This is a genomic window from Paenibacillus sp. JSM ZJ436 (assembly GCF_044383795.1).
Classification (GTDB): domain Bacteria; phylum Bacillota; class Bacilli; order Paenibacillales; family Paenibacillaceae; genus Paenibacillus_AQ; species Paenibacillus_AQ algicola.
Genome location: NZ_JBISEO010000017.1, coordinates 40,005 through 52,578 on the forward strand (window position 1 = coordinate 40,005; position 12,574 = coordinate 52,578).

The 12,574-nt window shown below is 54.8% G+C and carries 11 protein-coding genes; all 11 read left to right on the forward strand.

The features are described from left to right. The first annotated feature begins 116 nt into the window (after positions 1-116). The 11 genes from ACH6EH_RS17045 (at position 117) to ACH6EH_RS17095 (ending at position 12,440) form a co-directional block, all read left to right on the forward strand. On the forward strand, positions 117-1,070 hold the full coding sequence (locus ACH6EH_RS17045; RefSeq protein WP_397333213.1) for a D-alanyl-D-alanine carboxypeptidase family protein: 954 nt from the start codon (positions 117-119) through the stop codon (positions 1,068-1,070). Between the two features lie 260 nt (positions 1,071-1,330). Beyond that, a complete protein-coding gene (locus ACH6EH_RS17050) occupies positions 1,331-2,344 on the forward strand; it encodes an LCP family protein (RefSeq protein ID WP_397333214.1) in 1,014 nt (337 codons plus the stop codon). 237 nt (positions 2,345-2,581) lie between these two features. Continuing rightward, complete coding sequence (locus tag ACH6EH_RS17055) at positions 2,582-3,022, forward strand: CBS domain-containing protein (RefSeq protein ID WP_138227518.1); 441 nt, start codon at positions 2,582-2,584, stop codon at positions 3,020-3,022. 161 nt (positions 3,023-3,183) lie between these two features. Further along, complete coding sequence (locus ACH6EH_RS17060; RefSeq protein ID WP_138227517.1) at positions 3,184-3,486, forward strand: MazG-like family protein; 303 nt, start codon at positions 3,184-3,186, stop codon at positions 3,484-3,486. Continuing rightward, entirely contained in the window at positions 3,483-4,409 is a 927-nt protein-coding gene (locus ACH6EH_RS17065) for a DUF2232 domain-containing protein (protein ID WP_397333215.1), read from the forward strand. The genes ACH6EH_RS17060 and ACH6EH_RS17065 overlap by 4 nt, the downstream gene beginning before the upstream one ends. 11 nt (positions 4,410-4,420) lie before the next feature. Beyond that, positions 4,421-6,412, forward strand: coding sequence for a DHH family phosphoesterase (locus ACH6EH_RS17070; RefSeq protein ID WP_138227515.1), 1,992 nt, complete (start codon positions 4,421-4,423; stop codon positions 6,410-6,412). After that, positions 6,409-6,852, forward strand: a complete 444-nt coding sequence (gene rplI, locus ACH6EH_RS17075) for a 50S ribosomal protein L9 (protein ID WP_397333216.1) — start codon at positions 6,409-6,411, stop codon at positions 6,850-6,852. Before ACH6EH_RS17070 ends, rplI begins: the two co-directional genes overlap by 4 nt. Continuing rightward, complete coding sequence (gene dnaB / locus ACH6EH_RS17080; protein WP_138227513.1) at positions 6,852-8,216, forward strand: replicative DNA helicase; 1,365 nt, start codon at positions 6,852-6,854, stop codon at positions 8,214-8,216. Before rplI ends, dnaB begins: the two co-directional genes overlap by 1 nt. Positions 8,217-8,457: 241 nt before the next feature. Then, positions 8,458-9,744, forward strand: coding sequence for an adenylosuccinate synthase (locus ACH6EH_RS17085; protein WP_138227512.1), 1,287 nt, complete (start codon positions 8,458-8,460; stop codon positions 9,742-9,744). A 245-nt stretch (positions 9,745-9,989) separates the two neighbouring features. Beyond that, positions 9,990-10,646, forward strand: coding sequence for an ICP22 family protein (locus ACH6EH_RS17090; RefSeq protein WP_397333217.1), 657 nt, complete (start codon positions 9,990-9,992; stop codon positions 10,644-10,646). A gap of 207 nt (positions 10,647-10,853) precedes the next feature. Beyond that, on the forward strand, positions 10,854-12,440 hold the full coding sequence (locus ACH6EH_RS17095) for a peptidoglycan DD-metalloendopeptidase family protein (protein WP_397333218.1): 1,587 nt from the start codon (positions 10,854-10,856) through the stop codon (positions 12,438-12,440). The last annotated feature ends 134 nt before the right edge of the window (positions 12,441-12,574 follow it).

The window sequence follows — 12,574 nt, forward strand, 5'->3', positions numbered from 1 at the left end:
TTTTTGTGTTCTGGCAGCGCCCATGCTCCTGCTGTCCAAAAAAACTTTAAAAAAATGTGAAAAAAAGAAGACCAAAACCGCTTTTCAACCGTCTATATAGTATGGAGGGTTACGCGATGAGGAAAAAGTGGTTTTGGGTAGTGATGATGATGTTGATTGCTTTCCCGGCAGGCTCTCTGATGCTTGCCGGTGCCGATTCCGGCAAACGGCCACAGACGCAGGCCAAGGCCGTCGTACTGCTGGATCTACAGAGCGGCCGAATATTGTATAGCCATAATCAGAATGCTCCACTGCCTTCAGCGAGCATGCCGAAGCTGATGACACAGCTGCTCGTGCTCGATGGCGTCCGTTCAGGTGTTATTCACTGGGAGGACAAGGTAAAGGTCAGCCTGGCAGCGAGTCAGTCCCAGGGCAACCGCCTGCGGCTTCAAGCCGGTGAGGTCGTGACGGTGCAGGAGCTGTTTCAAGGCGTCGCGTTCTACTCTGCCGAGGATGCAGCAATGGCTCTGGCGGAGCATATGTCTGGCACGGAGAAGGATTTTGTTCACCTGATGAATCAGCGCTCCCGGGAGCTGGGATTATCGCCGCAAACGGTATTTTATCCATCCGCACAGGCACAGCAGAAGCACCCCGGCAAAGACGGAAGTAAGCCGGCTGCAAGCAGCACCCGAATGACTGCGGCAGATACAGCCCTTTTGGCGGCTCATCTCATTACGCAGTACCCCGAAATTCTGGACACCTCAAGCCAGACCCAGATCAAGATCGCGGGCAAGGACTTATATTTAAGCAGCAACAACTGGATGCTTCCATCCATGGCTGGTCCCTATGCCTATGAAGGAACAGACGGACTGAAGGCCGGCTACTCAGAGCAGTCGGGGTATTGCTTCACAGGCACAGCCCAGAGAGGCGGCACCCGCCTGATCGCTGTCGTGCTCGGTACGGGCAGTAGGGAGCAGCGGTTTGAAGAGACGCGGAGGCTGTTTGATTATGGCTTCAGCAAGAATATGACATTGCAAGAGCGGCTGAACGACTGGCTCCATCCGGAGAAGGCGACGGCTGCTCTTTTTTAATCTATGGCAGGTACGTAATTGTGGATGAATTATGGAAGTTTTACCGATCCCTTCACAGGAAGACTCAACATCGTTTACAATAAAAGTGATGCCCCGGCGGACGGTCTTGCAGCCTGCAATGAACACGCCGGTCATGATGCGTCATCAGGGCGCATATTCGTTTAATGAATGAAAGGAGGCGGCGAAAGAGTAGCTTCCGCAAACATGGAAATCAGTCAGCCCCAAGCTATTATTTTATAAAAAAAGAAGGAATATAACTCATGAAGAGGAAAATGATATATATCACCCTGGCCGCAGTTATGCTGCTCGGCGGGCTGGCGTTTCTGTTTCGCTCCCAACTGACCGTGCTGGCTTTTGACCTGTTCATGGCTGATAAGGTGGAGAACTCGCTGCAGCACTCATACAAGCCGCTGCAGAGCGAGCAGGCCCCGGAGCCGGCGGTGCTGCAAAGCGAGCCGTTTAGCGTCATGCTGCTGGGAAGCGATCAGCGGGAGGATGAACCGGCACGCTCCGACACGATGATTATGGCGGTGGTACGTCCGAAGGAATCGAATATATTGCTGATCTCGGTCCCGCGGGATACGTATGTGGAAATGGTCGGCCGCGGACATAAAGACAAGATCACGCATGCCTTTGCCTTTGGCGGCCATCAGATGGCGCTGGACACGATGGAAGCATTTCTGGATGAAGACATTAACTATTATGCTTCGATTAACTTTCAGGGCTTGAAGGACGTCATTGACGCTATGGGCGGCGTGGAGCTGCCGATTGGCAAGGACATTGTGAACAAAGGCTGGAATCACGATAAGTTCACGATCAAGGCGAATCAGCCTGTCTATTACGGAGAGGATGCGCTCAATTACGTGCGCTACCGTGAGGATAGTGATTATAACCGGACGAAGCGGCAGCAGGTATTCCTCGATGCCGTAGCCAAGCGGCTGAAGGAGCTGGATCAGATCAGCAGAGTGCCGGAGTATATCGAGGTTATGGGAGAGAACTTCCAGACGGATATGCAGCCTAAATTTATGGTGGACCTGGCGAAGCAGCTCATGGCTGGCGGCAAGCCGGAAATGACCACAATGACGATTATGGGTGAAGGTGTGCGCTATGGCGGCGTTTTTTATAATGAAGCTTATGAAGAGGATGTTCAGCTTGCCAAGGATATGATCGACAACTGGATGAATCCGGACACGCCAGAGTCCCAACTCATGAAGCCGGAAGCAGAAGCGGAGGAACAGCCTCAGCAGCAGAAAACTGTAGAAGCGGAAGAATAATGAAGCAGGCCGGATCATACGGACTGATATAGTGCAGGATGAGTTAAATCAGCAGTCCGGATTGTCTGGCTGCTGATTTTGTGTCCTGTAAGCCGAAATGTGTTGGAGAAAGATTGCAATAATAAAGCGCTTGCAAATTCACGCCATACGGTGGCGTACGGTCGCATAGATTGAAAAAAGAGCGACGGCGGACATCTGAACAAGAGCGTCCGTGTTTAGAAGGAGGATTCAGGAATTATGAATATCGCGTTTTTTTTGCTGCCGAAGCAGGAGGTTGTCTGCCTGACTTGGGATTCCACGCTGCGGCAAACGCTGGAGCGGATGGAGTACCACCGATATACGGCGGTGCCGATTCTGGATAAGGACGGACAGTATGCGGGGACGGTGACGGAGGGAGATCTGCTGTGGTACATGAAAAACTCGGATGGCCAGATCACGTTTGAGAATTCCTCCCGATTCTCGCTGCGGGACGTTCCGCTGCGGATGGAGATCAAGCCGGTCTCGATCGAGGCGAATATGGAGGATCTGATCAACCTGGCGAAGGTGCAGAACTTTGTACCGGTAGTGGATGATATGAACCGTTTTATCGGCATCGTCCGCCGCAGCCAGGTCATTGAATATTGTGAAAAATTCGTTTCCCGGGAGCCTGCCGCTGAATCCAGCGGGGCCTCGTCCTGAAGACCATGAGCCAAGAATCGGGCCTGCGACCGCACTTTGAAATTCAAGCGGCGCAGGCTCGTGCTGTATGTTCGAGACTGCTGCTCCCCGCTCGCTTGGTGTGGGGAAGGCGCTTTTATGCTATAATCAGCAATAAAGCTTTTTCACGGGAGAGATGAGGCTTGCCAAAGGATTTGGATGTTGCCAAGAGAGCCAAGGTCATTGAGTGGCTGAAGACGGAGGTCGTTGACAATGTGTCCCGGCTGTTCAAGGCCTTGTGGGAAGGAAGCACCGGTAAGGTTGGGGATAGTCTGGCCAGCCTCATGATGAGCTCTTACATACTGGGGCGCAGACTGGGAATGTCCTACAAGGATTTGGATGGGCTCCTACTTGAAAAGCTAAAAAAACACCAGCAGGAAGGCCATCAGCTGGAGGACTGGTATCAGGATATTTCAGCACTCCAAGAACATTTGCGTAAGAGGTGAACCTATTGAAACAGCGCTTTGCGCCTGCAGTCTGGAGCATCATTTATTTACTCTTGCTGCTGTCGTTACTTACACCGTTTTCCATGGTAACTGCATTTCTGCTCGTTGTGCCGGTTGCCGTTCTATTCGCTGCACTGCCTCTAAAATTATTCATGCTCCACATCGTGCCGGTCTGGCTCGCAGTGGCTTTGATTCACCCGATTTTTCTAGTTATGGCTGCGTTCTTCCTGGTTCCGGGCGTCATTATGGGACAGCTGTACCGTAAGCAGGAGCCGGCGATGAAGGTGCTCCGCTACGGCCTTGCGGCGCTGCTGCTGGAGCTGGTGCTGCTGTTAGTAGTCGGAACGGCGTTTTTCCAGCTGGATGTGAACCAGTATGTAGATGATATCGTCACCATGACCACGCAGCCTCTGGAGGATATGGGCAGCAGCGGCGCTTTGACTGGAGGCCTGACTTGGACCGCCGAGCAGAGCGAAGCTATTAGCCGCATGACCCAGATGATGCTGCCGTTTGCCATGATTCTCAGCTCGCTTCTGATTGTTGCTATTACGCATGCGATCGCTCGCCCGGTGCTGAACCGGATGGGGGTTTCGGTACCGGCGCTGAAGCGTGCCAAGGACTGGAGACTGCCGCGCTCGCTGATCTGGTATTACCTTCTGGTCGTCATTCTGGATTTTGCGAGTCAGGATTCGGACAGCCGGTTCCTGGAGGTCATTGTCGTTAACGCCACGCCGCTGCTGCAGCTGTGCTTTATGATTCAGGCGCTGGGCTTCTTCTTCTTTCTGGCCGATAACCGGAAGTGGCATCCGATCCTGCCGATCCTGTCAGCCATTCCGATTGTTCTGTTCCCGCCGATGCAGATTATCGGCATTCTGGATCTGGTGTTTCCGCTGCGCCAGGCATTTAGTAAAAACAAAAGATAGGGTGATCAGTCATGCCTAAATTTCTACAGAAACGCTGGCACGGCTATTATACCGTCTGGGCGTTTGCTCTGGTCCTTTTGCTCGTGATTTTCATATCGGCTTATAATACCTGGCTGGGCTTGATCGGCCTGTTCCTTTCCCTGGCCAGCGGCTACGGCATGCTGAAGGCGGAGATGAAGGCGCGGCGGGATCTGGTGGAATACATCGGAGATTTATCCTTTCGCATCCGCAGGGTGGAAGGGGAGGCTGTAAGCTCCCTTCCCTTTGGCATTATCCTTTATAGTGAGGACAAGACGGTAGAATGGAGCAATCAGTTCGTCGGGGGGATGTTTCCGCACCGCAATCTGGTCGGAATGCCGCTTGCAGAGCTGTTTCCGGAGCTGGTGGATACGCTGCGCGAGAAAAAGGAATCCAAGGAAGGCCTGCCCAAGGAGGTTCGGCTGGAGCTGTCGCATGATGAGGAATACTACGGCGCTACTGTCATACCGGACGAGCGGCTGATTTACCTGGATGAAATTACGGAGCTTGTGAATCTGCGCCAGACCTATGAAGAGGAACGGCTCGCCATCGGGATTATGATGATGGATAACGTGGATGAGGCCAGCCAGGGCATGGATGATCAGCAGCGGACCGCACTGCTCGCCAGAGTTAGCAGCCAGGTCACGGATTGGGCGCGTGAGTTCAATGTGTATCTCCGGCGGCTCTCCTCCGAGCGGTTTCTCATGATGCTGAACAAGCGGTCTTTGGATGCGCTGGAGAACAGCCGGTTCGTGATCCTGGATGAGGTGCGGGAAATGACCGCGGATCTGAAGGTGCCGCTGACGCTGAGCGTCGGGCTGGCTTTTGGCGCCGATGATGTCACAGAGCTGGGTCAGCTGGCGCAGTCCAGTCTGGATATGGCGCTGGGGCGCGGCGGCGATCAGGCCGCGGTAAAAGCAGGTCAGCGCCTATCCTTCTACGGCGGCAAATCGAACGCCGTGGAGAAGCGGACCCGGGTCCGCGCCCGAGTCATCTCACACGCGCTTCGCGATTTGATGCAGGAGAGCGACCGCGTCATTATTATGGGCCACAAGCTGCCGGATATGGACGTGATTGGAGCGTCCATCGGGGTGCTGAAGGCGGCGCAGCTGTACAATGTGGAGGCGCATATCGTGCTGGAGGGTCTGAATCCTGCCGTGCAGCGCATTATGAACGAGGTGCGCAAGGAGGAGAAGCTCTCCGGACGCTTTATTTCTCCGGAGCAGGCGCTGCAGCTGCTGACGCCGCACTCCCTGCTGGTGGTGGTAGACACTCATAAAGCGTCCATGACGATGGAGCCGCGCCTTGTGAAGCAGGCGAGCCGGGTCGTTGTCATCGACCATCACCGGCGGGGCGAGGAATTTATTAATGATGCCGTACTGGTCTACCTTGAGCCTTACGCCTCCTCGGCCTGTGAGCTCGTGACCGAGGTGCTGCAGTATATTCATGAGCGGGTGTCCCTGACGCCGCTGGAGGCGACCGTGCTGCTGGCCGGCATTACCGTGGATACGAAGCATTATTCGCTGCATACAGGCTCGCGGACCTTTGAGGCCGCCGGGTTCCTGCGGCGCCACGGAGCGGACACCGCTTTGATTCAACGGGTGTTAAAAGAAGATTTGACAGAATTTATCGCTAAGGCAGAGATCATCAAACATGCTAGAATGGTATATGGACATATCGCGCTCGCCGTGACGCATTCCGGGCAGCAGATTTCACAGCTGCTTATTGCCCAGGCCGCCGATATGCTGCTGAATATGACCGATGTCCAGGCTTCCTTTGTCATTAGCGAGCGGACCGACGGACGGATTGGCATCAGCGCCCGGTCGATGGGACGCATGAACGTACAGATGGTGATGGAGCGGCTGGGCGGCGGCGGCCATCTCACCAATGCAGCGGTACAGCTGGATACAACGCTGGAGCAGGCAGAGGTGCAGCTGATGGACGTGCTGGCTGATATTGAAGCGAAAGAGGGGTTATTTGAATGAAGGTTATTTTTATAAAAGATATGAAGGGCCAAGGCAAGAAAGGCGAAGTGAAGGAAGTATCTGAAGGGTATGCAACGAATTTCCTGTTTCCACGCGGTGTGGCGCGTCCGGCGACGGACGGCAACATGAAGACGCTGGAGCAGCAGAACCTGTCCGAGGAGAAGCGCAAGCAGCAGGAGAAGGACGAGGCGGTAGCGCTCGGCAAGAAGCTGGAGGATATGACGATTGTGCTAAAGGCGAAATCCGGGGAAGGCGGCCGCTTGTTCGGCGCAATTACGAGCAAGCAGATTGCAGAGGCGCTGGCAGCCCAGAAGCTGAAAATTGACAAGCGCAAGATTGAGCTAAGCGATCCCATCCGGACATTGGGCGTTACCCAGGTACCGGTGAAGCTTCACCCTGAGGTGAAGGCGACCCTCAAGGTACAGATTACGGAGGAATAATGAGCGGAGAAGCTTATTTCGATCGGGTACCTCCCCAGAATCTGGAAGCAGAGCAGGCGGTGCTCGGCGCGGTGCTGCTGCAAAGTGAAGCGCTCATCACCGCGATGGAGCGGGTTCAGAGTGAGGACTTCTACGACAAGTCGCACCAGATGATCTATGAGGTCATGGTGCAGCTGGGCGAGGAAGGCCAGCCGATCGACCTGGTAACCCTCACCTCCAGGCTGCAGGATAAAGGGCAGCTGGAGGAGATCGGCGGCGTCAGCTATTTGGCGAAGCTGGCACACGGGGTACCCACCGCTGCGAACGTAGATTACTACGCCCAGATGATTGAGGAGAAATCGATGCTGCGGCGGTTGATCCGCACGGCGACTCAGATCGTCAGCGAGGGCTATACCGGCGGGGAAGATGTGTCGGGCATGCTGAGCGAGGCGGAGCGCCGCATTCTCGAAATTTCCAACCGCAAGTCGGGCAGCGGCTTTATTGCCATCCGGGATGTGCTGATGGAAGTGTTCGAGAAGGTAGAGACGCTTCACCAGAACCGCGGGAATACGACCGGCATTCCATCCGGGTTCGTGGATCTGGACAAGATGACGAGCGGCTTTCAGCGAAACGACCTTATTATCGTCGCTGCGCGGCCGTCCGTCGGCAAGACTGCCTTTGCGCTGAACATTGCGCAGAATGTCGCCATTCGTGCCAAAGAGACCGTCGCCATCTTTAGTCTTGAGATGTCTGCACCGCAGCTGGTGCAGCGGATGATCTGCGCCGAGGCGAACCTGGATGCGGGCGTCATGCGGAATGGAGATTTCAAGGGCGATGAGGACTGGTCGAAGCTGACGATGGGCATTGCAGCCTTGTCGGAGGCGGAGATTTATATCGACGATACACCAGGGGTAACGGTGGCGGATATCCGCGCCAAGTGCCGCCGCCTGAAGAAGGAAAAAGGGCTCGGCATGATTCTGATCGACTACCTGCAGCTGATTCACGGCCGCGGCAAGGCCGGAGAGAACCGCCAGCAGGAGGTATCTGAAATTTCCCGTACACTGAAGCAGATTGCGCGGGAGCTGGAGGTTCCGGTCATTGCCCTCTCCCAGCTCAGCCGGGGTGTCGAGCAGCGGCAGGACAAGCGTCCGATGATGAGTGATCTGCGGGAATCCGGCTCCATCGAGCAGGATGCCGACATTGTCGCCTTCCTGTACCGGGATGATTACTACAATCAGGAGACCGAGAAAAAGAACATTATCGAGATTATTATCGCCAAGCAGCGTAACGGCCCGGTCGGCACGGTCGAGCTCGTGTTCCTCAAAAATTTCAACAAGTTCGTCAATTATGAGCGCACGCATGCCGACGCCTTTGCAGCCGGATAGCGGCCTGTCCCAATTCCGAACAATCGTACATGTAAATGTGCGATTGTTCGTTTTTGATTTGACATAAAAAAAAGAGGCTGTTACACTGGTATTGCTGCCCAAGGGCGGCAGATCTGCGGCAGGTTGAATACGGTCCCAAGAGACCGGCTGCTGCGGCTACGTTCAGATTTTTATGTAGATGTGTATATGATATGAAATAATAAATAATATATGGTGAACATCACCGGGCGGAGGAATGAATATGTCAACGGTAGTCGTTGTGGGAACACAATGGGGAGATGAAGGAAAAGGGAAGATCACGGATTATCTGGCGGAAAGCGCTGACGTGGTGGCCCGCTACCAGGGCGGTAATAACGCCGGCCATACCATTCTGATTAATGATAAGAAATTCAAGCTGAGCCTGATCCCATCCGGGGTATTTTATACGGATAAGATTTGCGTCATTGGCAACGGCATGGTAATTAACCCGGCGGCGCTGCTGGAGGAAATTCAGTACATTCACGAGAACGGCTTCAGCACAGACAATCTGGTGATCAGCGACCGCGCGCATGTTATTATGCCGTACCATATGGTGCTGGATGCGCTGGAAGAGGACCGTAAGGGACCGAACAAGATCGGAACGACCCGTAAAGGGATCGGCCCGTGCTATATGGATAAGGCGGCTCGTAACGGCATTCGGATTGCAGATCTGATGGATGCGAAGGAATTCGAGCTGAAGCTCCGCCATCTGATGAACGAGAAGAATCAGGTGATTACCCAGGTGTACGGCGGTCAGGCGCTGGACGTGGAAGAGGTACTGACAACCTACCTGCAATATGCCGAGCAGATTCGCCGCTATGTCAAGGACACCTCTGTTGTCCTGAACGATGCGATTGACGATGACAAGAAGGTGCTGTTCGAGGGCGCTCAAGGCGTTATGCTCGATATTGACCAGGGTACATACCCGTATGTGACGTCCTCCAACCCGTCGGCTGGCGGCGTATGCATCGGCTCGGGGGTAGGCCCGTCCAAGATTCAGCAGGTGATCGGGGTTGCGAAATCCTACACGACGCGTGTGGGCGATGGACCTTTCCCGACAGAGCTGAACAACGAGATCGGTGACTTTATCCGGGAAAAAGGACATGAGTACGGCACCGTGACCGGCCGTGCCCGCCGCGTCGGCTGGTTCGATAGCGTAGTCGTCCGCCATGCCCGCCGCGTCAGCGGCATCACCGGACTGTCGCTGAACTCTCTCGACGTCCTGAGCGGACTGGAAACGGTGAAAATCTGTATCGCGTACAAATACCGCGGTGAAGAGATCACGCATTATCCGGCAAGCCTGAACATGCTCGCCGAGTGTGAAGCGGTATATGAGGAGCTGCCAGGCTGGAGCGAGGACATTACCGGTGCGAAGACGATGGATGACCTTCCGGAGAACACTCGCCGCTATGTTGAGCGTGTCGCCGAGCTGACCGGTATTCCGATTGCTATTTTCTCCGTGGGCCGTAACCGGGAGCAGACGAACCAGATTGCACCGATCTACGTATAATGACGGTAACACTGCCGTGGACGTGAGCTTCTAGGGTCATGGCAGCATCAATCAAGATCTAAATGTAAAAGGCCTGCTTCGGATGCTTATGCTTCCGGCGGGTCTTTTTTTGGCCGTCGATTGCGCATAAAAAAACACTCCCCTAGACAACTTAAGAGGTTGAACCTTCAGTCGTCCGTCCATACTGAGTAGAGAGGAAGGACGAGCCGTGTACAAGAAGTACACGGGAAGGAGGGGAGTTATCTATGCGCATGCTGCGATGGCTGATCAAAATCAGCGTGGCTGCGGTACTCATCAGCAGTCTGACGATCCTGACGACAGGATGGATCGTCAGCACGTATCTTCAAGCCGTGCTGACCAGCTTCAATATCGAGCTGGAAGGACAGCCGCTGGGCTTCGGAGGAATCGTCAGCTCGATGTTCGGCTCCGGGAGTGACAGAGACCATCAAGAGCAGGGTGGCAGCGGAGCCGAGGCCGAAGCTCATGCCGACAGCGTACCTGACGGATCCCCGGCAACAGATGGGGAACCGGCGGAACCTGGTGGCGGGCCGGGAGCAGATGTTCCTGCCGGCAGCGGCAGTGAGGCGGGGGATCATGATGAGGCACCGGAAGGCTCGCTGCCCGTCATGGGCAGCGTGGAGAAGGAGCCGGGCACACTGGAGGATCAGGAAATTGTCATGAGCCCGGATGATTTAGGAGAGAAGAAGAGCAGCCTGACGCCGGACGAGAAGGAAGAGATCTTCACGCTGCTGATGACCAAGCTGCCCCAGTCCGAGATGCAGCGGATTTCTGCCGCGATGGAGAATGGATTAACGGCTTTGGAGCTGGAGGAGATCGAGAAGGGCATCTCGGCGTATTTGAGCCCAGAGGAATTCAAGAGATTGATGGATATGCTGAAATAGCCTGATGAAGAAGGAAGCCTGCTGAAAACGCAGGCTTTTTGTCGTTTTTTGCAGACTTGCTTCGAAACTTCGTGCTGTGGTACAGTTAACGAGGCAGTAAAAAGTTAAAATTTTGACACCTTTAAAGCAATCGTTGCAGAGACGCAGCTTAATGATAGAATATAACGGTTTCTTACACGGGATGTACAAGGAATAAAGGAGAACAGTATGAAGCGTTTCCAGATATTCAAGTGGGTTCAGCGTCTTCAGGACCGTTTGAAGACGTCATCCGCTCCATCAGAGGGGCTGCAGGAGCAGCATGGGCTACCCGTATCAAAGGCGAAGCCTGACAACAGCCCGGCTACTCCGGCTTCAAGCTCAAAGCGCCGGAAGCTAAAGGTTATTTATATTACAGCTGGGATTCTGCTGGCCGCAGGCGGAGCGTTTCTGGGGGGCCGGGAGTATGTCAATGCGAATACGGTTCCCTTTTATCAGGTCTACGTTCATGGAGATCTGGTGGGTGCCATCAACAGCGATGACGAGCTGGAGAAGCTGCTGGGGCTGAAGCAGCAATATTATGATGAGAAATACCCCGAGGTAGATATGGTGCTGCATACGGATGCCATAACGACCCGGATGGAACGGGATTACAAGCCGGAGATCCACGCCGAGGAGACGCTGGCGAAGCTGGACGGGATGCTGAAAGCATACGCCCGCGGCGTGGAGCTGAAGCTGGATGGGCAGACGGTCGCTATTGTGAAGGATCAGGCTGCCGCACAGGCTGTGCTGGAGGCAGCGAAGGCCAAATATGCGCCTGCAGCTAACGCTGCTAAAGAGAAGGCCGGCAGCTCTGCCAAGGCGGCGCTGCCGCTGCAGAAGACGAGCGCCGGCTCCAGCGCTGCTAACGCCTCTGTCTCTATTATGGAGGAGTTCTCGGTATCCGGCGTCAAGGCGGACCCTAACAAGGTGCTGGATGTCGAAGCGGCTGTTGCTGCATTGACGACAGCGAAGGAGCAGCCGATCACGTACACGGTGCGGGAGGGAGATACCGTTTCCTCCATCGCCCAGGCGCACAGCATGAGCAGCCAGGAGGTATTCCAGCTGAATCCCGGCCTCAAGGAGAAATATGTGGGGATCGGTATGGAGCTGAAGCTGACCTCGCCGAAGGCACCGCTCACCGTCCGCACGGTAGAGACCGTGACAGAGGACATGCCGAGCAAGCCGGAGACGATTGTGCGTACCAGTGACGAGCTGCCGCTTGGCAAGCGGAAGGTCGTGCGTCCCGGACGGGATGGCGTCAAGGAAGTGAGCTATATCGTCACGAAGGAGAATGGCGAAGTTGTTTCCAAGCAGTGGGTGAGCCAGGAGGTGACGGAGCCGGCTCTGCCGGAGGTCGTATATAAAGGCACCAAGGTCGAGAAGAAGACCGTGGCCGCAGCTTCCGCGTCTTCAAGCAAGATGTTCGCCTGGCCGGTGAGCGGTGCGCGCATTACGAGCGCTTACGGCCCGAGATGGGGAAGCAAGCACGAGGGCATTGATTTGGTAGGCGGCAGCACGATTATGGCCTCGGCGCCTGGTAAGGTTATTTTTGCAGGGACCCAAGGCAGCTACGGCAAGGCCGTCTTGATCGACCATGGCAATGGCTATCAGACTCTATATGGACATCTGAGCAGCATCTCCGTTTCGGTCGGCCAATCTGTAAGACAGGGCGGCAAGGTCGGCATAATGGGCAGTACAGGGCGCTCCACCGGCGTACATTTGCACTTCGAAATTCGCAAGAACGGAAATCAACTAAACCCTATGCAGTACCTATAACTTGTGATATACTGACACTACCAAACACGACATAAGCCATTTTTGGTTTTATATATCATAACTTAACCAGAGACAACCGCTCCCGCCAGGGGCGGTTTTCTCATTGTAAGGAAGCTTTCTGAGTGACTGCGCTC

Coding starts and splice junctions, on each gene's coding strand:
- ACH6EH_RS17095 (WP_397333218.1), top strand. CDS start 10,854: ATGAAGCGTTTCCAGATATTCAAGTGGGTTCAGCGTCTTCAGGACCGT.
- dnaB (WP_138227513.1), top strand. CDS start 6,852: ATGAGCGGAGAAGCTTATTTCGATCGGGTACCTCCCCAGAATCTGGAA.
- ACH6EH_RS17090 (WP_397333217.1), top strand. CDS start 9,990: ATGCGCATGCTGCGATGGCTGATCAAAATCAGCGTGGCTGCGGTACTC.
- ACH6EH_RS17085 (WP_138227512.1), top strand. CDS start 8,458: ATGTCAACGGTAGTCGTTGTGGGAACACAATGGGGAGATGAAGGAAAA.
- ACH6EH_RS17050 (WP_397333214.1), top strand. CDS start 1,331: ATGAAGAGGAAAATGATATATATCACCCTGGCCGCAGTTATGCTGCTC.
- ACH6EH_RS17045 (WP_397333213.1), top strand. CDS start 117: ATGAGGAAAAAGTGGTTTTGGGTAGTGATGATGATGTTGATTGCTTTC.
- ACH6EH_RS17070 (WP_138227515.1), top strand. CDS start 4,421: ATGCCTAAATTTCTACAGAAACGCTGGCACGGCTATTATACCGTCTGG.
- rplI (WP_397333216.1), top strand. CDS start 6,409: ATGAAGGTTATTTTTATAAAAGATATGAAGGGCCAAGGCAAGAAAGGC.
- ACH6EH_RS17055 (WP_138227518.1), top strand. CDS start 2,582: ATGAATATCGCGTTTTTTTTGCTGCCGAAGCAGGAGGTTGTCTGCCTG.